Below are 21,806 nucleotides of genomic sequence, written 5' to 3'. Positions count from 1 at the left end.
GGGGATTCAGTGGCCGACGCGGCGATCATCGTCGAGGAAGCACGCAAGACGTACGGCGGGAAGAACACGAAGAACGGCAGGCCCGCGCTGGACGGGCTCGACCTCACGGTCGCTCGCGGCACGGTGCACGGAGTGCTCGGCCCGAACGGTGCGGGCAAGACGACCCTGGTCCGGATCCTGGCCACCCTGCTCCGGCCCGACGCGGGCCGGATCGAGGTGGCGGGCCACGACGTGGTGCGCGAGGCGTACGCGGTACGTCTGCGCATCGGCCTGCTCGGCCAGCACGCGGCACTCGACCAGGAACTCGGCGGACGGCAGAACCTCGAACTGTTCGGCCGCCTGCATCACCTGGGTGCGCGACGCGCACGCGCGCGTGCCGACGAACTCCTGGCGCGCTTCGACCTCGCCGAAACCGGCGGCAAGGCGGTACGGCAGTACAGCGGAGGCATGCGGCGCCGCCTGGACCTCGCCGCCTCGCTGATCACGGAACCGGAGGTGCTCTTCCTGGACGAACCGACCACCGGTCTCGACCCGCGCGGCCGCGCGGAGGTGTGGGACTCGGTCCGTTCCCTGGTCGACGGCGGTACCACCGTCCTGCTCACCACCCAGTACCTGGAGGAGGCCGACCAGCTCGCCGACCGCATCTCGGTCGTGGACGCCGGCCGTGTCATCGCCGACGGCACGGCGGACGAGCTCAAGGCGGCCATCGGCGGCGACCGCGTCGACGTCGTCCTGCGCGACGCCGGACAGTTGAGCGCGGCCGTCGCACTGCTGCCCGTACCGAAGGACCGAATCACCGTGGACACCGACCGCCGACTGTTCAGCGCCCCGGTCGCCGACCGCATGGCGGCCCTGGCCGGGATCGTCCGCGCTCTGGAGGAGGCGGGCATCCAGGCCGAGGACATCGCGCTCAGGCGTCCGACGCTCGACGAGGTGTTCCTGCGGCTCACCGGACACGACGACCGAGTGAAGGAGACCGCGTGACCACCTACGCACTGACCGACTCCTGGACCATGACCCGCCGCGAACTCGCCCGCTGGAGGCGTCAGCCGGTGGCGGTGGTGGTGAACCTGGTCTTCCCCGTGATGCTGCTGCTGATGTTCGGCTACCTGGTCGGCGGCGGCCGGGGCGTGAGCGGCGACTACCTCGACTACCTGGTCCCCGGCATGCTCGCGCTCACCATGGCCTTCGGTCTGGAGGGCACGATGGTCGCCGTCACCCAGGACCTGAACAAGGGCGTCGTCGACCGCTTCCGCTCGATGCCCATGGCCGACGGTGCGGTCCTGGTGGGCCGTTCCGCCGCCGACATGCTGCAGTCGGCGATCGGCCTGGCGGTGCTCCTGGCCGTCGCCGCCGCGCTCGGCTGGCGCAGCGGCGGCGGGCCGGCCGGATTCCTGGGCGCCGTGGGACTGCTCCTGCTGTTCCGGTTCGCGATGCTGTGGATCGGCATCCACCTGGCGCTGGTGGCGGGGAAGCCCGAGCTGGTGCAGGCGGTGCAGATCCTGGTCTGGCCGGTCGGCTTCCTGTCCAACGCCTTCGCGGCGCCCGAGTCAATGCCAGGCTGGCTCGGCACGGTCGTCCAGTGGAACCCGATGTCCCACACGGCCACGGCCGTACGCGACCTGTTCGGCAGCCCCGGCGGCGAGCCGGGCCACGTGTGGGCGGCCGTGGCCTGGCCTCTGGCACTGCTCGCCGTGTTCTTCCCGCTGGCGCTACGGAGATTCGCACGGCTGAGCGAATAGTAGTGCTTCGTCGCGTTGGGTGATCTCGCCTGGTGGCGGGAACCGTGGTGACGTGGCGTCAGTGGGTCGTGCTGCCCGCGACCCACTGGCTCCACGGCATGTTCCAGTCGCTGAGGCCGTTGTCCGGGGCCAGCACGGTGTTGTCCTCGGAGTTCTTGACGATCACGACGTCACCGATCATCGAGTTGTCGAAGAACCACGCGGCGGGCTGCTTGCCGTCGTCGCCGCCCTTGACGTCCTTCAGGCCCACGCAGCCGTGGCTGGTGTTGACCTTGCCGAAGATCGAGTCGGCACCCCAGTAGTTGCCGTGGATGAACGTGCCCGAGGCGGACAGGCGCATGGCGTGCGGTACGTCCTCGATGTCGTACGCGGGCTTGCCGTCCTTCTTCGTGAGGCCGACGGTCGCACCGTTCATGCGGATCTGCTTGAACTTCTCGGAGATGACCATCTGACCGTTGTACGTCGGGTGCTCGGGGCTGCCGGACGAGATCGGGATGGTCTTGATCGTCTTGCCGTCCCGTACGACGGTCATCTGCTTCGTCTTGGCGTCGACGGTGCTGATCTGGCTCCGGCCGATCTTGAACGTGATCGTCTTCTGGACGCCGTGGACGTTGAGCTTGACGGTGACGGTGGATCCGGGCTTCCAGTAGCTCTTGGGGCGGAAGTCCAGGCGGTTGTCGTTGAACCAGTGACCGACGACTTGCTGGCCGCTGCTGGAGCTGATCTGGATCTTCGACTGTATGGCGGCCTTGTTGCTGATCGCCTTGTCGAAGTTGACCGTCACCGGCATGCCCACGCCGACGGTCGAGCCGTCCTCGGGGGAGAGGTGCCCGATGAAGCCCTTGGCCGGGGAGGCCGTGGTGATCGTGGCGTTCCCGGTGACGGGGCGGCTCTTGGCGTCCTCGGCCTCTGCCGTGACCTGATACTTGGTGGCCCGCGCCAGCTGGCCGTTCGGCTTCCAGGACGTGCCGTCCGCGGACAGGGTGCCCGGAATATCGGCACCGGTCGCGACGGCGGTCATGGTCACCTTGGTGAGCCTGCCGTTGCTGACGGTGACCTTGACGGGGTTGCTGCCCCCGACGCTGTCGACCCCTCGTGCGGACGTGATCTTTACTCGGGCTTCGGAAGCCTCCTGGGCGGCCGCCTGACCCTCCCGCGCCTGCGATGTCGGGTGGTTCCCGGCAGCGTTGCCGCTGGTGGCAGCGTTGCTGGTGCCGCCGAGGGCCGTGAGTGCGAGTACGCCGCCGAGTACGCCGGCCGTGGCGACCAGCCTGGTGCGTCGTTTACGTACCGTGATCAAACGCTTCTCCCATGCCACTGCTTTTGAATCCCTGGAGATGGTTGTCCGCAGGAGTGCAACTTGCCGTAGAACCACTTATACGCATTCATCCATCCTGAAATGGGCATTTTGTGGCGAAGGCCACGCACTGTCGAGCGCGTCGCCGAGGCCCTGCTCGACGGCCGGATGGCGCGTAGTCGCTCTGCCCTCGCTGCCCTGTGCCGACCATGACGGGGACGCTCCTCGAGCACGAGGTGCTTGAACCTCGGAAGCGCGGCCGCCTCTGGGTCGGACAGCGTCGACGCGGTCGATGACCGAGACGGCCAGGACACCCGATCCCACTCCCGAGCCGGTCGAGCCCATCACCCCGTCCGAACGGGGCCCCTCGCTGCGAACACGGCGACCTCCCCTCCGACCACCTGCCGGTGTTCCTGCGGGACTGGTCTCGGCCGGTCCACACGGTGGAGGTGTTTTTGTCTGCTGCGGGGAGCGCTCCGGTGATGGTCCGCTGGGACTTCGACGGATGGCCGGCGGCGCCGGAAATCGGCCTCGGCCCGGGCGGGACCCGTGGCGCGTACGTCACTGGCTGCGCAGGTCGGTCTTCGGGTCATCGGTGAGCTGGTCATGGCGCTGCTCTGAGGGTGAGTTGCCATCAGAAGCCGTGCGTTGACCGGTCCACACGGTCAGTACCTCGACTGGCTATGACCGAAGGCCAGTTGCCTGGTCTGGGTGTGCTCGCCGTACGCAGTGATTCCATCACGCGGGGTAAGTCTTGCTGGGACAAGGCCATCGCGCCACCTCGCCTTTCAACCGGCGTCGCATCTCAGAGAGTTGCGCGATGGCTCCCTCTTGACCAGGGGCTATGCGGAGCGCCCGCTCCCTTCTCAGGAAACCCCCAGCACCCCAGCTCCAGCCACCCCACCACATCAACTACGGACCCCGGAATCACATCGGATGCGCGACGTTCCGGTCGGCCCGGGCCGGCTCGAGGCGTCTGGCGGGAAGACGTCGGGGCGCATTCCCGCCATCGGTGGTCAACGCCTGTACCCCAAAAGTCCCTTCAGACTCTTCGCAACATCCGGGCGTCCGGCCCCACCCCCCACCGGCGCCCGGGGTCCGTAGAGGAGAGGCAACCATGACAAGAGGTACCGCGCGACGCGGCGCGGCCCTGCTGTCGGCCGGTCTCGCGTTCGCGCTGCTGCCCACGGCTGGTGCGGGCGCCGCACCGGCCGCGCAGGACGTCGTGCCCGCGCAGACCACCAAGGCCGCCCGCGCCACCCACACGGTGACGCTGGTGACCGGAGACAAGGTGACCGTCACGGAGATCGGCGGCGGCCGCAAGACCGTCGACGTCAAGCGTCCCCAAGGCGCCACCGGCGCGGTGCGCACCCAGGTGACCGACGGGCGGATCACCGTCATACCGGAGGAGGCGCAGCAGTACCTCGCCTCCGGCACCCTGGACCCCCGGCTCTTCGACGTCAGCACCCTGATCGAGCAGGGCCTCGCGGACAGCCAGGCCGACGCGACCCCGCTCATCGTGACGTACAAGGGCCGGAGCGCGCGCTCCGCGGCCGCCACCCCGAAGGGCGCCAAGCGCACGCGCAAGCTGAACAGTGTCGGTGGCGCCGCACTCGCCGCCGACAAGGGCCGTACGTTCTGGAACGCGGCCACGGAGAAGGGCCAGTTCGCCGACGGTATCGGCAAGGTGTGGCTGGACGGCCGGGTCAAGGCCGACATGGAGCAGTCGAACGCGCAGATCGGTTCGCCGAAGGCGTGGGAGGCGGGGCTCACCGGCAAGGGTGTGAAGGTCGCGGTGCTGGACACCGGTTACGACGCGACGCATCCCGATCTCGCCTCGCGGGTGAGTGAGTCGAAGTCGTTCATCGCCGGGCAGGAGGTCGCGGACCGGCAAGGGCACGGCACGCATGTGACGTCCACGGTCGGCGGTTCGGGTGCCGCGTCCGACGGCAAGGAGAAGGGCGTCGCCCCCGACGCGACCCTCGCCGTCGGCAAGGTGCTCAGCAACGAGGGCTTCGGTACCGAGTCCGAGATCATCGCCGGTATGGAGTGGGCCGCCAAGGACATCAAGGCCAAGGTCATCTCCATGTCCCTCGGCTCGCAGGAGGGCAGCGACGGCACCGACCCGATGGCCGCCGCCGTCAACTCCCTCTCTGCGGAGACCGGCGCCCTGTTCGTGATCGCGGCCGGCAACTCCTACAGCCCCGGCACCATCGGCTCGCCCGGTGCCGCCGACGCCGCCCTCACTGTCGGCGCGGTCGACGGCCAGGACGAGCGCGCCTACTTCTCCAGCCAGGGCCCGCGTCTCGGCGACAACGCCCTCAAGCCGGACGTCTCCGCCCCCGGCGTCAACATCCTCGCCGCCCGCTCCTCCCTCGTGAACGGCTCGGGCTCGTACACGACGATGAACGGTACGTCGATGGCGACGCCGCACGTCGCCGGTGTCGCCGCGCTGCTCGCCCAGGCCCACCCGGACTGGACGGGCGCCCAGCTCAAGGACGCCCTGATGTCGTCCTCGAAGCGGCTCGACGACACGACGTACGCGGTCGGCTCGGGCCGCGTCTCCGTGCCCGACGCCATCGCCGCGAAGATCACCGCGACCGGCAGCGCAGACCTCGGCTTCTTCAAGTGGCCCTACGAGAGCAACAAGCCGGTCACCAAGACCGTCACCTACTCCAACTCCTCTGACTCCCCCGTGGAATTGAAGCTGACGTCCGAGGGCGCGCCCGACGGGATCGTCAGCCTCGCCGACAGCACGCTGACCGTGCCCGCGCACGGCACCGCCTCCACCACCGTCACCGGTGACGGCAGCAAGGCCGCCGTCGGCACCGTGAGCGGGCAGATCGTGGCCAGCGCCGCCGGGACCCCGGTTGCGCACACCGCGTTCGGCCTGGTCAAGGAGGAGGAGCGGTACACGCTCACCGTCCACGTCAAGGACCGCGACGGCAAGCCGACCCCCGCGAACATCGTCTTCCAGCAGCTCGCCCAGCGCACCAACCCGGGCGTCGTCACGGTCGGCGACTCCGGCACCGTCAAGCTGCGCCTGAAGCCCGGCACGTACACCGCCGACACCTTCCTCGACGTGCGCGGCTCCAGCGGCCCGGACTCGCTCGGCCTCGCCTACCTCTCCGACCCGGAGATCAAGCTCGACCAGGACCGCGAGATCACCCTCGACGGGCGCACGCTGCGCGAGGCCGCGATCCGGCTGCCCAAGGACACCGAGCCGCGCCAGCGCCTCATGGAGTACGACCGCAAGGCGGGCGGCGCCGACGTGCTCGGCATCGTCCAGGTCCCGATCAAGTACGACTCGCTGTTCGCCGCGCCGACGAAGAAGGTCACGGACGGCAGCTACGAGTACCGCACCGTCTGGCGCCAGGGCCAGCCGCGGGTCGCCGTCGACGGCATCGACGAGACCTACGAACAGCCCGGCTCCACGCTGATCGAGGGCCACAGCCGGCTCGGCGTCGTCGACGCCGGGAACGGCGCGCCCGCCGGCTACGCGGGCAAGGACGCCAAGGGCAAGGCCGTCCTCGTGCACGCCGACGGCACCCTGAGCGAGGCCCAGATCGCGCAGGCCGCCCAGGACGCGGGCGCGAAGGCGCTGTTCGTCACCGACGACGCGCCCGGCCGCCTCAACACCCTCTTCTACGACAACCACGAGAACCGCCCGCTGCAGATCGCGAGCGTCACCCAGGCCGACTTCGCCCGCCTCCAGGCCCGCGCCCGCAGCGGCGGCGTCATCGACATGACCGGCACGAACGACGCCTCGTACCTGTACGACGTGTCGAAGGGCTACACGGGCGCCATCCCCGACCGCAGCCTCGTCTACGCCCCGGCCGGCCGGGACCTCGCCACCGTCGACACCACGTACTACGGCGACAAGAAGACCGAGGGCGGCGAGTTCCGCTTCTCGCTCACCGACACCTTCAAGGTCGGCGTCGGCTTCCAGGAGCGCCACACGTTCCCGGGCAAGCGCACCGACTACGTGTCGATGGAGCCGGGCCAGAAGTGGCACGAGTCCGTCAACCTCCCGAGCCTGGAGGAGCGTTCGGGCCTGGTCACCTACCAGCCCGGCAAGCGCACCGAGCTGAACTGGTTCAAGCCGGTCTGGCACCCGTGGCTGGGCTCCGGGCTCGGCTGGGGGCAGCAGCGCTGGGCCGACCAGATCAAGTTCAACACCCCGGGCTGGGGCGACTCCGGGCCCGACCACACCGGCTTCGGTGACCCGTACGACCCCGAGAGCGGCATGAAGCAGTACACCGAGGTCTTCGCCGACGGGGTCAGCCAGGGCCGCAGGGTCAGCTCCGCCGGCTACGTCTGGGAGGCCGACCCGGCCGAGAAGACGTACAAGGTCGTCACCGACACGGCGCTCGACCCCGCCAAGTGGAGCCTCGGCACCACGGGGCACACCGAGTGGACCGTGCGTTCGGCGCGGCCCGCGACCGACGCGCAGATCTTCCTGCCGATGATCAACCTCGGCTTCGACGTCGACACCGACCTCGCCGGGAAGGTCGGCGTGGGCACGAAGCTGCCCGTCGGGCTCTACGCCGAGTACGTCAAGGGCGCGATCGGCACCGGCACCATCGGCGGCGGCAAGCTGGAGGTCTCCTACGACGACGGCAAGACCTGGTCGTCCGTCGGCCTCGCCGGCAGCGGCGCCTCCTGGAAGGGCGAGCTGCAGGTGCCCGAGAACGCGACGTCCGTCTCGTTGCGGGCCTTTGCGAGCGACGACAAGGGCGCGACCGTCTCGCAGGAGATCGTCCGGGCGGTCGGCGTGAAGTGACCTGCTGAGAGCGGGAGTTCGGGCCGGGGCCCGGCGCGGAGCACCATCGCGCCGGGCCCCGGCTGTTTCGCAGTCCGCGAGACGAATGTTGCTCGGGATGTGGACCGGCCTTGTGGCGGCGTCACGTCCGTGCAAACCAGGAGTGGTGCCGCGACCCGGCGGCGGGCCGACATCGGCTATCTCGCGCAGGTGGCGCGCGCCGCCGAGCAGGCCCGGCAGTACCACGCCCGCGAAGGCCACCTGACCGTGCCGCGCAAGCACGTCGAACAGGTAGACGGGACCGCGATCCCCTCCGCAGCAGGGAGCTCAGGGTGTCCCAGGCTTTGCCGATGTCGAGGCGGCGCAGCTGGGAAACGCGTGCGCTCTCGGCCAGTTCGGCGTCGATCAGATCGTCGACGATGCTTGAGGCTGGGGCCGACAGGAGGCCTTGAGCGTGAACAGCTCGACATCACGAGTTCGAATTCGGCAGCTACATCGCGTTGTTCTCCGCCCTCGTGCCGCTGAAAGCTGAAACTGTACTCGCCACGGAGAGTGGTGATCCGAGATGCGGCGGTCGTATCCGGATGCAAGCCTGGGCTCAATCACCCCCGCGCAAGGCGTGAAGCCCAGGCGCTATTCAGGCGACGCGCCACGCGGCCTGCCGACGCCGTTCCAGGCAACGCGGATCCGCGTAGGCCCCGCCACCGCGGCCGGCTCGCCTGACAAGCGATCTTCACCGACGGGAGCACGATGACCGACCAGGACAAAGGCATGGTGATCGTCACCGGCGCCAGCCGGGGCATCGGCCGCGGCGATCGCCGAGCGGCTGGCCCATGACGGCTATGGCGTAGTCGTCAACTACGAGGCCGACGCCGAAGGAGCCGAGTCGGTGGTATCCGCCATCCATGCCAAGGGCGGTCGGGCCGCGGCCGTGCGCGCCGATGTCGTCTCGGAGCATGAGGTGTCGGACCTGTTCGATCGGGCGCGCCAAATGGGGCCGCTGACCGCGCTGGTCAACAACGCCGGCACAGCCGGCCAGCGGGTTCGCCTCGACGAGCAGCAGGCGGACAAGCTGACGTGGCTGACGCAGGTCAACGTTGTAGGGCCCATGCTGTGCGCCAAACACGCCGTCCGGGCGATGTCGACCACTCATGGCGGTAACGGAGGATGCATCGTCAACATCGCCTCGATTGCCTCTAAAGCGCCCACTGAATTTACCGGGATGGTTTCGTACGCGGCTACCAAGGGCGCCATGGTGACGTTGGCCCGCGCTCTGTCCAATGAGGTTGCGTCAGAGGGGATCCGGGTCAACAACGTCTCACCAGGGGTCGTCGAAACGGGGATGGTGACTGCGGAGGATCAGGAGTTGGGCGCGCACAGCCCGCTCGGTCGGACGGGTCGGCCCGAGGAGATCGCGGCTGCTGTGTCGTGGCTGATCTCGTCGGAGGCGGCGTATGTCACCGGCAGCGACATCGTCGTCTCGGGTGGGCGCTGACTGCTGAGGTTGTCGGCGCGAATGGCGCGGGATGAGGCGGCCCTGACGTAGTCGTAGTTTCTAGTAGCCGGCATTGCTGCCGCCGTGCCCGCCACCTCAAACTGATCCCAGCAAGGCAACGCGCGCGTCGGCATGACCGGCTGCCGCCGCGATGGGCGACTGGAGCCGCCGCACTGCCTCCAGATGGTCGCCGGTCCAGATGATGCGGATGCCGGTCCCCGTCGCCCGCCCGTCCGCATCACGCAGGTCCCGGCGGACCGCCTCGACCAGCCGGGCGTTGTGCTCCCGGTCGGACTCCAGCGGCTTCGGCACCTGCCCTTTGCTCTCCAGCCCCTCGGCCAGACTCTCGTACCATCGGAAGACCCGTTCCGCCATGACCAGCAGCTCCCTCTGCGCGGCGGCGCGGTCTTCGAGTGGCCGGTCGCCCGGGGCCCGTCGCCACAGCTCCAGGACCGCGTCGGCGGCCAGACGGAGCCCTACGACACCCGTGATCAGTGTCGTCGTCTCGCACAACGAGACGTCCTTAGCTCCGCGCTCGGCCAGGTAGGTCCTGAAGGCGTCGTCCAGTCGGCGTGCCGCGGCCGCCGCCCGGCGGCCCTCCTGCGGGTGCTCGATGGTTTCGGGCCTGAAAGTGCAGCAGGACACCGCATAGCCCACTGCCCCGAGCACGTAGCGCGCGCTGTCGACGTACGCCTCCGCCAACGCCCTGGCGAGGGCGGCGGACGCGCCGCGCGGCCAGAAGAGCAGGCCGACGACCAGGCTCACCGCACAGCCGAGCGCGATGTCCTCGATACGGAACAGGATGACCGACAGGTCCGTTGGCTGGGCGATGTCGAACAGGATGACCAGGGTAAGCGTGAAGGCCGCCTGCCCGGCGGCGAACGAGATCGCGGCCGGGACGACGCCCGCGGCCATCACGGCGACGGGCAGCAGGATCCACAGCACGGTCGTGTCGTGTCCGATGAGCTGGAGCAGACCGGCGCCCAGGATCGAGCCGGCCAGAGTGCCGCCGAGTGCACGGAAGACGTTCTGCCCGGTGCTGAGAGCGTTGGAACGCAGCACGGCCAGGGTGCCCAGCGTGATCCAGAAGCCGTGCTGGATGCCGGTCGCGTCGGCAAGCGCGATGCCGATGCCCAGGCCGATGGCGCCGCGGATGCTGTTGTGCAGCCATACGGAGTGCGGCTCGACATGTGCGGCGGCGCGTTCCGTGGCACTGGTCAGGCGACCGGCTGGGGAGCTGGGCTCGCGGCCGAGCAGGCGGTCCGGCCAGCTGCGGTGATCGGCGGTCCGGGCGATGTCGACGTTCTGGGCGATCTGCAGGACGACGAAGGCCACCTCCTGAGCCCGGAAGGTGACGTCGAGACTGTCGACCAAGGAGTCGAGGCCATGCCTGTCACCGGAGCCGCCGTCCGGCATCGGCAGCCGGTTGGCCGCCCCGTCCTCCAGCGCGGTCAACGCATGACGGAGCTCCTCCACCCCGGCGCGCAGGCGGTCCGGCGTCATGTGCGGGTCATCGAGTATCTCCGCCGCCAGATCCAGTACGGCGGCAGCGGCCCTGCGCACTGTTGCGGACTGCCGAGTGCCCGTCGAACCGTCCTCGACGGCGGGGGCGGCCTCGGCGAGGATTGCGCTCAGCCAGGTCAACTCGTCGATCAGGCGGACCAGCGCCCGGGACCCGGTGGACAGGCTGGTGGGCCGGTAGGGGGTGGCGGTGAATGCCTGCCGCAGCTTCTGTGTGCTCGACCTGGTCTCTTGGGCGCAGGCACGGCATTTCCCGAAGGCGGGGCCGACGGCACGGCCCGTGAAGTAGTCCGCATCGGTGCGCAACTGCACCGCCGCAGCTCGGCAGACCCGAGCCGCCGGCGCGCTGAGCGGATCGGTCTGCGTCCCCGCCCACAACAGCCAGACCGCCATCACGGACGTCCCGGCCGCCAGCACCACGCCGATCAGCCGGTCGGGCAGCTGGGCCAGGGGAGCGGGCGCGGATACCGGCAGGACGAACGCCAACAGCAGCGACGTCGAGGCGCCGGCCAGGACCGAGCTGACCACGCCCGAGAAGAGCACGACGAAGCCCACCACCAGCGTCGCGGCAATCGCGATCCAGACCGACTGCGACGCGAGGGTGCCCAGTGAGACCAGCACCAGCCAGGCCGCGCCGAGCGCCGCATGCGCGCGCAGCCGCTGCACCACGGGGCCGGAGTATTCGACCAGCAAGAGCATCGCGAACGCGCCGAGCGCGGCGTAGGTGCCCGTCACCGGCGCGTGGAAGACCTGGGTGCACAGCGCGAAGAGGGACGGCATCACCACCGCGGTCCTGGCCGCCCGCCGCATGGCGGCGAGACCCGGATCCCGGCGGCGCAACCATGCGGTGAACTGAAGCATCTGAATCATCGCAATCCGCCTCGGTGAGGTGGTGGCACGGCAACCGAACAGTGTCTTCCACCCATCCTGAGCCGAGATGCGTCGCAGTAGGGCGAGAACCTCGGGGGCGACGCCACAGGCGGCGGCCACGGAGTGCCCGTCTTGACAGCCGGATAGGGCACCGGCCTGGCCGGCGCTACTACCCGGCCGGTGACGCCACCGCAATCCGCACCGAGACCAGCTTGTCCTGGATGGTCGACGACCACCACAGCATCGCCGCGATGACGATGGACGCCACCACCCAGGTCGTCACCCTCCGCCACACCAAGCCCGTCGGCGAGACCCGCGGCGCGACACCGCCAGCCCGGCCCGACGACACCATGAACCGGTGCGGGAGCGTACCTGCGGGCCGCGACCGGACCCGTGATGTCAGTGGCCGGGGACGGGCAGAGCTCCCTCGGTGTACTGGGCGCGCCCGAAGCCGAAGGACCAGTCCTGAGGGCCGTTCTCCACGATGGAGACGAAAACGTCCTCGCCGCCGATGCCAAGGTGTTCCAACTGCTCGGCGACGGCTCGGAAGACGCGTTGCTTGACCTCGGTCGTGCGTCCTGCCTGGGTGAAGATCTGGATCAACACGAGCCGGTCGGTACGTGTGAAGCCGAGGCCGGCGTCGAGGGCGATGACGTGGTCGGCGTCGTGCTCGGTGATGAGCTGGAATCTGTCCCGCTCGGGGATGCCCAGCACGTCCACCAGCGCGCGGTGCGTCGCCTCGGCGATTGCCCTCAGCTCGTCGGGACGACGGCCGCGGATGAGATCGATCCGGACCAAAGGCATGTCGGTCGCTCCTTGTCGGTCTGTCGCGGACGGGCTGTCGGCGCGGGCGGATCAGCGGGGCAGCCGCACCCACGTCGCGTGGGCCGCGATCACCGGCGACGCCGACAGGCTGGGACGGCCGCCGATCCCGCAGCGCGGCCGCAGTCGTCGAAGGCCGGATAGCCGCCGATGCCCAGGTAGCCGATGTCGACGACGGCTGTCGGGCCGCCCAGGACGGTGATCGCGCATCCCTGCCGGGACATTCTCGTCGTGCTCATCGTGGCCCTCGACGCATGGTCCGGTCACCGTCGACGCTCATGACCGCCCAGCCTTGTCTGAAATGCCTGGGCCGACGCATGTGTGCATATCAGGCATGGATGCAGCTCAAAGGCAGGACGCCACGTGTGTCACTGCGTCTTCGCCCGGAGGGCTGTGTCCAGGAACCGGCGGATCAGCGTGCGCTGGGCGTCGGGCAAGTAGACAAGGCTGACCGGGCTCGGCGGGGCGTCGGTGAGGGGCACGAAGCGGAGGGCGGGGTGCTGGGTGCGGCGCTGCGCGACCTCGGGGACGATGCCGATCCCGCGGTTGGCGGCCACCGTCTCCAGCCACTCGTCGTAGTTCGACGTCTCGATGATCTGGGCCGGGCGCTGGTCCACCGGCCACGACCAGGGGCCGGTGGTGCCGCTGACCGTGTTCACGACCAACGGCCAGTGCTGTACGTCCGACCAGTCCAGATGACCGATGCGGGCCAGATCGCAGTGCTCGGAGCACACCGCGACGCGCAGCTCGTCGTACAGGTGCACGGTGCGCGCCCCTCTGGGTACGTCGACGTCACCCCGGATCAGCGCGATGTCGACGGTGCGCTGGCGCAGCGCCTGGAGAGGATCGTCGGTCCGCGACAGGACGACCGACGCCCCCGTGCTCTCCTCGAAGCGGCTGACGGCCTGCTGAGCCCAGGGGTCGGGCAGCAGCCAACTGAAACCGAGCCGCAGCATGACATGGCGGCTCGCCACGGCGAGGGCCTCGTCCAGCGTCGCGAGCACCCGCTCGGCGTGGACGAGGAACTCCGCGCCGGTGTCCGTCAGTTCGACGTGGCGCGAGGAGCGGTCGAGCAGGCGGACGCTCAGATTCCCCTCCAGCTGCGCGATCGTACGACTCAGAGCCGGCTGCGTGATCAGCAGTTCCTCGGCGGCACGGGAGAACGAGCGGTGACGAGCCACGGACGTGAAGGCCCGCAGGTGACGGAATTCGACATCCATGTCCCAGGCACCCCTCTCGCGCATCCATGCCTGCGGCGCATAGCAGCAGCGTATCCGGCATTTCACAGTGGTGCGTGCGCTGCCTAGCGTGGAAGTCGGCCCGTGAACGCCGCTCAGGAAGGCGCCCAAGCCGTGAAGGCATCAGCAGCCGTGAAGACATCGGCCCCGCCCCGTCCCCGAACGCAGTCGCCCTGGACGATCGTCGTCCAGGCGGCGGCCGCCCTCGCCGCGGCAATGGGAGTCGGCAGGTTCGTCTACACCCCCATCCTTCCCCTCATGCACGAGCGGGCCGGCCTTTCCCCGGCACTCGGGGCGAACCTGGCCACGGCGAACTTCATCGGCTACCTCGCAGGCGCCCTGGCCGGCATCGCCGCCCCCGCCGTCGTGCGGTCGGCCGCGGCACTGCGGGGTTCGCTCGTCGTGCTGGTGCTGACGCTGGCGCTCATGCCGGTCACGCACGACGGCACCGCCTGGTTCGGCTTGCGTCTCATCGCCGGTGCCGCCAGCGCGCTGGTCTTCGTGATCGCCGTCAGCGCGATGCTCTCCCGTCTTCGCGCACACGCCCACCACCTGGTCGGCTGGGCCTTCGGCGGCGTCGGTGCCGGAATCGCCCTGTCCGGCCTGTTGGTCGTCGCCGTGCAGGCCGCGTCCACCTGGCAGGCCGCCTGGTGGACCTGCGCCGCGCTCGCGGCCGTGCTCACCGCACTCGCCTGGCCCCTGGCCCCGCCGCCGGAAACCGTCAGTTCCGCAACAGCCGCGCAGGCCGAACGGCCGCGCACCCACCGCTGGTTCCTCGCGCTGCTCGCCAGCTACACCTTCGAGGGCATCGGCTACATCATCGCCGGTACCTTTCTGGTCGCCGCGATCCAACAGGGTGACAAAGGCTGGCTCGGCGGCGGCGCCTGGATCGTGGTCGGCCTCGCCGCCCTTCCCTCCTGCGCCCTGTGGACCCGGCTGGCCCGCCGCTGGTCCAGGCCGGCCCTCCTGCTGGCCGCGCTGACCATCCAGGCCATCGGTATCGCCCTGCCGGCGCTGCTCGGCGGCACCACGCCCGCGCTCGTGTCCGCCGTACTGTTCGGCGCCACATTCATGGGCGTCAGCACGATCGCCCTGTCCATCGGAAGCCATCTTCAAGTGCCCCGGGCCGTGGCCCTGCTGACCGCCGGATACAGCGTCGGCCAGATCCTCGGCCCGCTGCTCGCCGCCCCCCTGCTCCGCCACGGCTACCACCAGGTCCTCCTGCTCGGCAGCGCGATGGTCGTCGCCGCCGCAGTCGCGTCCACCGCCGTCTGCATCCGCTTCCCGCACCACCCCGGCCCCGTGACCGCGGCGGCCTGACACCCCTGCCGCTGCCTTACCTCCAGAAGGAGTTGTCGTGAGCACCCTGCTCTCCGACCTCGGAGTAGACCTCCCTCTCGTCGCAGCGCCGATGGCCGGCGGACCGAGCACCCTCGCACTGGTCACCGCCGCCGCCCGCGCAGGCGGGCTGGGGTTCCTCGCCGGCGGATACAAGACCGCACAGGCACTCGCCGGGCAGATCCACACCACGCGCGCCCAAGACGTCGCTTTCGGCGTCAACCTGTTCGCCCCCAACCCGGTCCCCGTCTCCCACGAGGCATACCGGTGCTACGCACGGGCGGTGCAGATGGAGGCCAACCGCTACGGCCTCACGCTGCCCGAGGAGCCGATCGAGGACGACGACGACTGGACGGACAAGATCGACCTGCTCACCTCCGCACCCGTCCCCTGGGTGTCCTTCACTTTCGGCATCCCGGACCGCGCCGTCGTCCGCGCTCTCCGCACCGCCGGGAGCACCGTTCTGCAGACCGTCACCTCGGCCGATGAAGCGCGCCTGGCCGCTGAATCCGGCATCGACGCGCTGATCGTCCAGTCAGCGGCCGCCGGCGGTCACTCGGCCACGCTCACTCCGGCACGATCGCCCCAGCCCATCCGGCTCACCGACCTGATCACCGCAGTGCGCCACGCCGTCGCCCTGCCCATCATCGCCACCGGCGGAATCACCACCGCCGCCGACGTGGCCGCCACTCTGGCCGCAGGCGCCGAAGCCGCCATGATCGGCACCGTCCTGCTGCGTACGCACGAGAGCGGAGCATCCGCACCGCACAAGGCGGCCCTGGTCGACCCCGCCTTCGCCACCACCACGATCACCCGCGCTTTTACAGGACGGCCCGCACGCGCCCTGCGCAACCACTTCATTGATCAGTACGACCCCATCGCCCCCGAGGGCTACCCCGCCCTCCACCACCTCACCGGCCCACTCCGCAAAGCGGCCACCGCTGCCGGTGACACACGCCTGATCAATCTGTGGGCAGGGACGGGGCATCGCCACGCGAAGGCGGAACGCGCCGTCGACACCTACGCCCGTCTCGCGGACCAGCTATGAGTCGGCTGCGACCATCGCACCCATGGGCACGCACCGTCGACCCGGGCCCCGAACCAGCCATCCCGAACTGTCCCACGTCATCCCAGGTCGAAGGTGTTGGGCAGGCCGAGTCGGTAGCGGATCTTGTCGATGCGTTTGAGGGGTTCCAGTTCCTGGGGGCGGTACAGCTCCCAGATCCGGCAGCGTTCGGCGTTCGAGCCGTCCTGGTCGAGCAGCGCGTTGACGGCCCGTCGTGCCGATTCGTTGGCACCTTCCATCGTGGCCAGGTCTACGTCGGTGCGGACGTAGTCGCCGGCGAGGAAGAGGTTCGGTACGGCGGTCTTCGCCGACGGGCGGTTGTAGAGCGTGCCGGCGGGGTGGATGAGGAGCGGCTCGCGATTGTGCGGGTCGGGGCTGCCGAGGTCTGTCACGGCCGGGTCCATGAACCAGCCGACCCGGTCGGTGTCGGTGAGTGTCGTCTTGCCGGAGTCGTTCAGGGCGTCCTTCAGCTGCGCCCAGCACTCCTCGACGATCTCCTCACGTGTGCAGTCACGGGCTTTCTTGCCGTACAGGATTCCCGGCTTGTCCCACTCCGAGACGATGACGGACAGGCAGTCGTGGGCGCGTCCGTCGCCGTAGTCCTGCGAGAAGTTCCGTACGTCCCAGAACTGCGCCTGTCCGACCCCTGTCACGGACCACGGTGAGTCGAGGCAGTTGATGTGTCCGTGGACGACGGGTGTGGGGGTGCGCAGGTAGAACTGGACACCGGTCATCCAGTCCGTCTGCAGTGCGTCGCACCGGGCGAGTTGCGGGTCGGCCGCGCGCAGGGCGGTACCCCAGGTGCGCCGGGCGTGCTCGACGGGCATGGCGCAGACGTAGTGGTCGGCGGTGATGGTGCGTTCGCTGCTGCCGTCACGGGCCGAGACCCTCACACCGGTGACGCGTCCGCCCTCGAACAGCACCTCCTGCACCTGGGCGCCGAGAACGAAGCGAACGCCCAGCGAGCGCAGGTGTGCTGACCAGGGGTCGATCCACGCCTCGCTGGTCGGAGCGTTGAGGACTCGGTCGATGTCCGCGTCGCCGTCCATGCCGCGGCCCAGCAGGCCCCACAGCAGCAGCGCCTCGATGATGACGCGGCCGACGGTGCGGGTGGAGGCTACCTGGGCGCGGGTGGCGACGAGGTTGCGGGTCTGTCCGATGCCGAGGAGCGTGCGGTACTCCTCGCTCATCCGTTCCGCCCGGATGAAGTCCCACCAGGAGGTCTTCTCCCACTGGTCCTCGCGGCGCGCGTCGCAACTGGTGAGGTGGACGAGGACACGGTCGGCGAAGTAGGCGGCCTCGTTGGCGGGGAGCCGGCTGCCCAGGTCGAGGACGGAGAGGATCTGGTCGCGGATCCACGAGGGGGTGATGTCGCCGGGCGCGGGCGGGGTGGTGACCCGTCGTAGGGGCAAGTGAAGGTCGGGGCGGCCCGCCTCGCGGGCGAAGAGTGCCTCGGTGCTGCCGCGGAGGTTGTCGTGGACGCCGTTTGCGTTGCCGGGGAAAGGGATGCGTCGCATGCTGTCGGGCAGGTTCCGGTAGAAGCCCGGGAAGAAGCGGAAGCCGTGTTCGCCGGGCAGGGGTCTACGGCCGCCCGTGCCGGTTCCGGGGACGTTCATCGAGCGCGCCTTGCCGCCGAGCACGTCGTAGTACTCGTAGACGGTGACCGTGTAGCCGCGTTCGGCGAGTTCATGGGCAGCGCTGAGTCCGGAGACGCCGCCGCCGAGGACGGCGACGTGTTTGCCGGTGGAGGCTGCTGCGGCGGCGTCCGGCCATAAGGCGAGGGCGCCCACCGTGCCCCCAGCACTCGTGAGGAATCGTCTGCGGGTTGTTTTCCGGTGTTCTGTTGTCATGGATACGGGAGGGTAGGGAGAGCGGGGACTCCGCGACAGGTCGTGGGCCGGTCACCCACTGCATCCTCACAATGGTGCAGGAATCGTCCGAAAGGAAACACAACGGTGACGACGGTGTCGTGCCGGGTGGTGGCCGCGGCGTGGAGGATGTCGGCTTGTTGAGCTGCCAGATCATGCGTCAGGGCAAGCGCCGTTGCGGCACTATTCGTCCGAGCCTGCAGCCGACGGCGGTACCTCGACGACGAAGAACAGGAAGTTGGTTTTGGTCGAAAGGTCATGGAAGCCGTCGGGGAACAGTTCACGGGCGGCCGGGTCGGGCTGCGGCTCGCTGATGACGGCAAGGCGGAAGCCGGCGGTGGTGAAGGCCTCGGTCATCGCGTGCAACGGCCTGCGCCAGAACCTCATCGGGACGGATTGCCCGTTGAACGTCCAGTCGAAGGTATAGCTGGTGGTCGCGAAGTAATCGGGCCGAGGATCCTGGATCGTGTAGGCCACGAAAGGGTGGTCCACCGACGCGATCAGTCGGCCGCCGGGCCTGAGCACTCGCCGTATCTCGGCCAGCGTCGGCCCCCAGTCCTCCAGGTAGTGCAGCACCAGCGACGCGACCACGTCGTCGAACGCGCCGTCGTCGAACGGCAGGGGGCTGCTCAGGTCGGCCAGGTGCAGGGCTACGTCGTTGCCGAGCCGCCGCCTGGCCAACGCCAGCATCGCCGCACTGGCGTCCACGCCGGTGACGACGGCACCGCGGTCGCGTAGTGCAGCGGACAGGGGGCCGGAGCCGCAGCCGGCGTCCAGGATCCGGCGGCCGGCCACGTCTCCGGCAAGGGCCAACATCGCGGGACGCGCGTAGTACGCGTTCACGAGGTTGCTCTCGGTTTCCGCCGAGTACGCCTCGGCGAAGCTGTCGTAGTCATTCGCCTGGGCCGGATCTGCAGGCAGGGCGACACTCTCGGCCACGTCGGTTTCGCGTTCCATCGGCGCAGCCTAGTACTGCAACGGTGCCTTCCCCCGGGGGTCCGCAGGAGCATCGACGGTTGCCCCGGTCGTGGAGGAGGAGCTTGCCTCCACGACCGGGACGACTGAGGCGGGGGCGGCCTGGCCGGCGCCCGCGGGTGCGTGACGTGCTGAGAAGACCTCACTGAGTGGGGCGGGAGTGGGCTGAGCGGACACAGGTTTCGTGAGGTTGCGGGCCGCGCTGCTGATGGTGGGCGCAGGGGGTGTGAGCTTCGGTCACACTGCCCGGCTGAGGTCTCTGTCGAAGTCGTGGTGGTTGGGTGAGGCGATGTTGTCGCTGGTGGTGGTCCATCTGTGGCTGAAGGCGACGGGGATGTCCAGGGCGAGGAAGTTCTTTCCGTCTGCTGTGTGGGCGCGTAGGTGGAGTCGGTGTCTGGCCACGGGCACGGTCTGGGGGATGTGGAGGTTCCAGGTCTGTTTCCACGGTCCGGCGGGTGGTTGGGCGTCACCCGACAGGCTTGTGCCCATGCTTGCCAGCAGGTCGGGCAGTTTGTAGCTTTTGTCGAGTATTTTCATGGGGCCGATCTTCATGATGACCCTGCAGGTGACCTGGGTCAGGTCGACCGTCTCTTTGAGGTAGCACTCCATGTCCCAGCGGACTTGGTGTCCGAGGCGCGGCAGCGCGGGGGTGCAGGTGATGTCGAGGATGTCCATGACGTAGTTGTCGTCGCTTGCGTCCTCCACCAGGCGGTTGTTCATAGGAGTCTTCCCGAGGTGTCTTGGGTGGGGATTGTGTCCTGTGGTCGCGTGCCTTGCCGCTGTGTCCTGGGTCCGTGTGCTTTGCTTGCGGTCACAGACCGGGTGAGGGGAGCCGCACCAGAGGTGCGCTTTTCGCTTTCGTCACCCGTTCGGGCGCACCCGACTGCTGCGAAGGAGACCGGTGGCCGTTGCTGGGTAACGCCGCCAAGTGGGGTGTTCCAGCGGGAATTCCCTTGGGGGTGAATCGGTGAAACGGGAGGACGTCGGCGTGGGCGGCCTCGCAGCGCCTTCTGGCGGGTTTTAGGATGGCGTGCATGGTGCGTGGACCATTTGGGCAAGGGGCGGGTGTGGGCACCATGTGTCGGGTGCCCCAGGGGGTCTGAGGCCAGAACCCCGGCCCGATTACGGCGGGCCGGGGTTCTATGTGGTTCGCATGGTGCGGTTGGGTTTAGAAGTCGAAGTCTTCGCCGTGGTGGCGCTTGACCACCCGGAAGCTACCTACGACTCCGTCCTTGACGCGGACGCCTTCGGTGTGGTGCACCTTGACGCCGTTGGCTTCGCTGTGAGGGCCGACGGTGGCGACGGGGGCGCCGTTGTCGCAGGTCGCCCCGCGGAAGAACTCGACCGTCCGCTTGCTGTCGTTGCGGATGTTGAAGCTCTTGGAGCCCAGTCCGCTTACGACGGTGATGCAGCCGTCGGGGTGGGCGGAGAACGACCGCTCGTTGATGAAGATCCGGCCGATCTCGTGGTGGCGCTTGCCCTTGAAGCCTTCGCCGCCTTCGCCGCCGCCGCCGCGGCCGCCGCCCTCGTTGCCCTTGCCCTGTCCGCCCTGTCCGCCCTCGCCGCCCATCGGGGCGTAGGCCGGAGCGGGGGCCTGCTTGACGACGGCCGGGGCCGCCTCGGGTGCGGGGGCGGCGGTGGCGTAGGTGATGCCGGTCACGGCGAGTACGGCAGCGGCGGAGACGCCCGCGGTGACGACCTTGGAACGGGTCATGATCATGATGTCTTGCTCCTTCTCAGAGAGGCCGGCTTTGGAAGCCGGTGTGTGATTGAACGTACTAACCGCCCCTAAGGCTGTCATTTCGGAAATGCCGGAAGAGCTGGTGTGGGGGAGCCGAACGGGGTACCCAGAGCACCCGCGGACCCGTCTTCCCAACTGCTGACGACACGTCAATCAGTCGCAGTTCCTGGGCAGATTGATGAGGGATTAGGCCTTCAAGGTGATCTCTGATGCCTGATCACCCGTGCGGCAGCGGGTCGCCTGGAAATGCCGGTGCGAAGGGCTCACCGGATTTCGGGGCGGGCGGGGTCATAGGCCGGATCAAAGTAGGCCCTGCCCCGCGAGGGCCTTGTGCTCGTGCCGTCCGCCGCCCGGTGGGGGCCGGGGCATCGTGCCGTGGTCAAGGAGCTGAAGGCCCGAAGGACCCGAAGGCGGGACCTATGACGACCCCTCACCCGGCGGGCGTCGGCGTTCGGCAGGTCCGCCGAGGGGAGTGCGGCACTCCGCCATCGCCGCAGCGCAAGGGGGTGCGAGGCCTTCACCAGGCTGCCCGGTCAAGGGCCTCGAAGCCTTGAGCTCGACCGCACGAGTGGGCTGCCCTGCGCTGTGAGGCGACAGGCCGGATGCGGGAACACTGGCACGTTCATGGATCGGCGACCCCTACCGGCCGGGGGCGGCGTCGGGCCGGCGCCGGGGAACGTGTCCGGCTCGTCGATCTCATGACCGTGCAGCAGTCGGGCGGACGTGAGCGTGCTTGTCCGGGGGCGGGTCGTCAGCAGGTCGTCTGCAGAGCGGGTCCGGGCCGAGGAGTGTGGGCTTCGTTCAGCCACACCACGGTCTGTGGTGCCATGTCCGCGATGGTGGCCAGGACCGCGTCGGGGCGGCTGGGGCTGATGGGATGCCACATCTGCCAGGAGGTCAAAAGCTCCCACGTCGCCTCCCGGCAAGGGTGTGGGTCTTGTCGGTGGAGGAGCCGCTGAATGAGGATCGCGCTGCCGCTGCCGCTGCCGCTGCCGCTGCCGCTGCCGCTGCCGCTGCCGCTGCCGCTGCCGCTGCCGCTGCCGCTGCCGCTGCCGCTGCCGCTGCCGCTGC

Annotated in this window: 15 protein-coding genes; 6 read left to right on the top strand and 9 right to left on the bottom strand. The window is 69.3% G+C overall.

Annotated features, from left to right (window positions below; translation table 11 throughout):
- Positions 1-9 precede the first annotated feature (9 nt).
- Complete coding sequence (locus tag ACIQFZ_RS26005; RefSeq protein WP_402692264.1) at positions 10-984, top strand: ATP-binding cassette domain-containing protein; 975 nt, start codon at positions 10-12, stop codon at positions 982-984.
- The gene (locus ACIQFZ_RS26000) at positions 981-1,742 is read left to right on the top strand and encodes an ABC transporter permease (protein WP_402692263.1); all 762 of its coding nucleotides are present in this window, start codon (positions 981-983) and stop codon (positions 1,740-1,742) included. Before ACIQFZ_RS26005 ends, ACIQFZ_RS26000 begins: the two co-directional genes overlap by 4 nt.
- Positions 1,743-1,800: 58 nt before the next feature.
- Here ACIQFZ_RS26000 and ACIQFZ_RS25995 read toward each other — a convergent pair whose 3' ends face one another.
- Positions 1,801-3,042 carry an Ig-like domain-containing protein gene (locus ACIQFZ_RS25995; protein ID WP_402692262.1) on the bottom strand — a complete coding sequence of 414 codons (1,242 nt, stop codon included), beginning with the start codon at positions 3,040-3,042 and terminating at the stop codon, positions 1,801-1,803.
- Between the two features lie 1,114 nt (positions 3,043-4,156).
- Between ACIQFZ_RS25995 and ACIQFZ_RS25990 the strand changes: the two genes are divergently transcribed.
- Together ACIQFZ_RS25990 and ACIQFZ_RS25985 are read left to right on the top strand one after the other, a co-directional pair.
- Positions 4,157-7,822 carry a S8 family serine peptidase gene (locus ACIQFZ_RS25990; RefSeq protein WP_402692261.1) on the top strand — a complete coding sequence of 1,222 codons (3,666 nt, stop codon included), beginning with the start codon at positions 4,157-4,159 and terminating at the stop codon, positions 7,820-7,822.
- 793 nt (positions 7,823-8,615) lie between these two features.
- A complete protein-coding gene (locus ACIQFZ_RS25985; protein WP_402692288.1) occupies positions 8,616-9,296 on the top strand; it encodes an SDR family NAD(P)-dependent oxidoreductase in 681 nt (226 codons plus the stop codon).
- Between the two features lie 96 nt (positions 9,297-9,392).
- On the opposite strand, the gene ACIQFZ_RS25980 is transcribed toward ACIQFZ_RS25985, so the two are convergent.
- From ACIQFZ_RS25980 to ACIQFZ_RS25965, 4 genes are all read right to left on the bottom strand, one after another.
- Positions 9,393-11,687 (bottom strand): FUSC family protein, encoded by a 2,295-nt coding sequence (locus ACIQFZ_RS25980; protein ID WP_402692260.1) that lies wholly within the window; start codon positions 11,685-11,687, stop codon positions 9,393-9,395.
- 399 nt (positions 11,688-12,086) lie between these two features.
- The gene (locus tag ACIQFZ_RS25975; RefSeq protein ID WP_365775305.1) at positions 12,087-12,491 is read right to left on the bottom strand and encodes a tautomerase family protein; all 405 of its coding nucleotides are present in this window, start codon (positions 12,489-12,491) and stop codon (positions 12,087-12,089) included.
- An 89-nt stretch (positions 12,492-12,580) separates the two neighbouring features.
- Complete coding sequence (locus tag ACIQFZ_RS25970) at positions 12,581-12,748, bottom strand: hypothetical protein (RefSeq protein ID WP_402692259.1); 168 nt, start codon at positions 12,746-12,748, stop codon at positions 12,581-12,583.
- A 129-nt stretch (positions 12,749-12,877) separates the two neighbouring features.
- Positions 12,878-13,729, bottom strand: a complete 852-nt coding sequence (locus ACIQFZ_RS25965; RefSeq protein WP_365775306.1) for a LysR family transcriptional regulator — start codon at positions 13,727-13,729, stop codon at positions 12,878-12,880.
- A gap of 150 nt (positions 13,730-13,879) precedes the next feature.
- Here ACIQFZ_RS25965 and ACIQFZ_RS25960 point away from each other — a divergent pair, with 150 nt between their 5' ends.
- Both ACIQFZ_RS25960 and ACIQFZ_RS25955 read left to right on the top strand, forming a co-directional pair.
- A complete protein-coding gene (locus tag ACIQFZ_RS25960; RefSeq protein WP_365425615.1) occupies positions 13,880-15,067 on the top strand; it encodes a YbfB/YjiJ family MFS transporter in 1,188 nt (395 codons plus the stop codon).
- Positions 15,068-15,104: 37 nt separating this feature from the next.
- Positions 15,105-16,133: a nitronate monooxygenase gene (locus ACIQFZ_RS25955; protein WP_402692258.1), complete on the top strand. Its 1,029-nt coding sequence runs from the start codon at positions 15,105-15,107 to the stop codon at positions 16,131-16,133.
- A 77-nt stretch (positions 16,134-16,210) separates the two neighbouring features.
- Here the strand turns inward: ACIQFZ_RS25955 and ACIQFZ_RS25950 are convergent, their stop codons facing one another.
- From ACIQFZ_RS25950 to ACIQFZ_RS25935, 4 genes are all read right to left on the bottom strand, one after another.
- On the bottom strand, positions 16,211-18,001 hold the full coding sequence (locus ACIQFZ_RS25950; protein WP_402692257.1) for an FAD-dependent oxidoreductase: 1,791 nt from the start codon (positions 17,999-18,001) through the stop codon (positions 16,211-16,213).
- Positions 18,002-18,202: 201 nt separating this feature from the next.
- The gene (locus ACIQFZ_RS25945) at positions 18,203-18,976 is read right to left on the bottom strand and encodes a class I SAM-dependent methyltransferase (RefSeq protein WP_402692256.1); all 774 of its coding nucleotides are present in this window, start codon (positions 18,974-18,976) and stop codon (positions 18,203-18,205) included.
- 255 nt (positions 18,977-19,231) lie between these two features.
- Positions 19,232-19,714, bottom strand: coding sequence for a hypothetical protein (locus ACIQFZ_RS25940; RefSeq protein WP_365425613.1), 483 nt, complete (start codon positions 19,712-19,714; stop codon positions 19,232-19,234).
- A 448-nt stretch (positions 19,715-20,162) separates the two neighbouring features.
- A complete protein-coding gene (locus ACIQFZ_RS25935) occupies positions 20,163-20,714 on the bottom strand; it encodes a hypothetical protein (RefSeq protein WP_402692255.1) in 552 nt (183 codons plus the stop codon).
- Between the last annotated feature and the right edge of the window lie 1,092 nt (positions 20,715-21,806).

The sequence above is a fragment of the Streptomyces sp. NPDC093064 genome, assembly GCF_044754605.1.
Classification (GTDB): domain Bacteria; phylum Actinomycetota; class Actinomycetes; order Streptomycetales; family Streptomycetaceae; genus Streptomyces.
This window is presented reverse-complemented; position numbering and strand designations above follow the sequence as displayed.

Bases quoted from the DNA above. Each gene is read 5' to 3' on its own strand.
- ACIQFZ_RS25950 (WP_402692257.1), bottom strand. From the start codon at position 18,001: ATGACAACAGAACACCGGAAAACAACCCGCAGACGATTCCTCACGAGT.
- ACIQFZ_RS25945 (WP_402692256.1), bottom strand. From the start codon at position 18,976: ATGGAACGCGAAACCGACGTGGCCGAGAGTGTCGCCCTGCCTGCAGAT.
- ACIQFZ_RS25980 (WP_402692260.1), bottom strand. From the start codon at position 11,687: ATGATTCAGATGCTTCAGTTCACCGCATGGTTGCGCCGCCGGGATCCG.
- ACIQFZ_RS25965 (WP_365775306.1), bottom strand. From the start codon at position 13,729: ATGGATGTCGAATTCCGTCACCTGCGGGCCTTCACGTCCGTGGCTCGT.
- ACIQFZ_RS25970 (WP_402692259.1), bottom strand. From the start codon at position 12,748: ATGAGCACGACGAGAATGTCCCGGCAGGGATGCGCGATCACCGTCCTG.
- ACIQFZ_RS25940 (WP_365425613.1), bottom strand. From the start codon at position 19,714: ATGAACAACCGCCTGGTGGAGGACGCAAGCGACGACAACTACGTCATG.
- ACIQFZ_RS25990 (WP_402692261.1), top strand. From the start codon at position 4,157: ATGACAAGAGGTACCGCGCGACGCGGCGCGGCCCTGCTGTCGGCCGGT.
- ACIQFZ_RS25975 (WP_365775305.1), bottom strand. From the start codon at position 12,491: ATGCCTTTGGTCCGGATCGATCTCATCCGCGGCCGTCGTCCCGACGAG.
- ACIQFZ_RS25935 (WP_402692255.1), bottom strand. From the start codon at position 20,714: ATGATCATGACCCGTTCCAAGGTCGTCACCGCGGGCGTCTCCGCCGCT.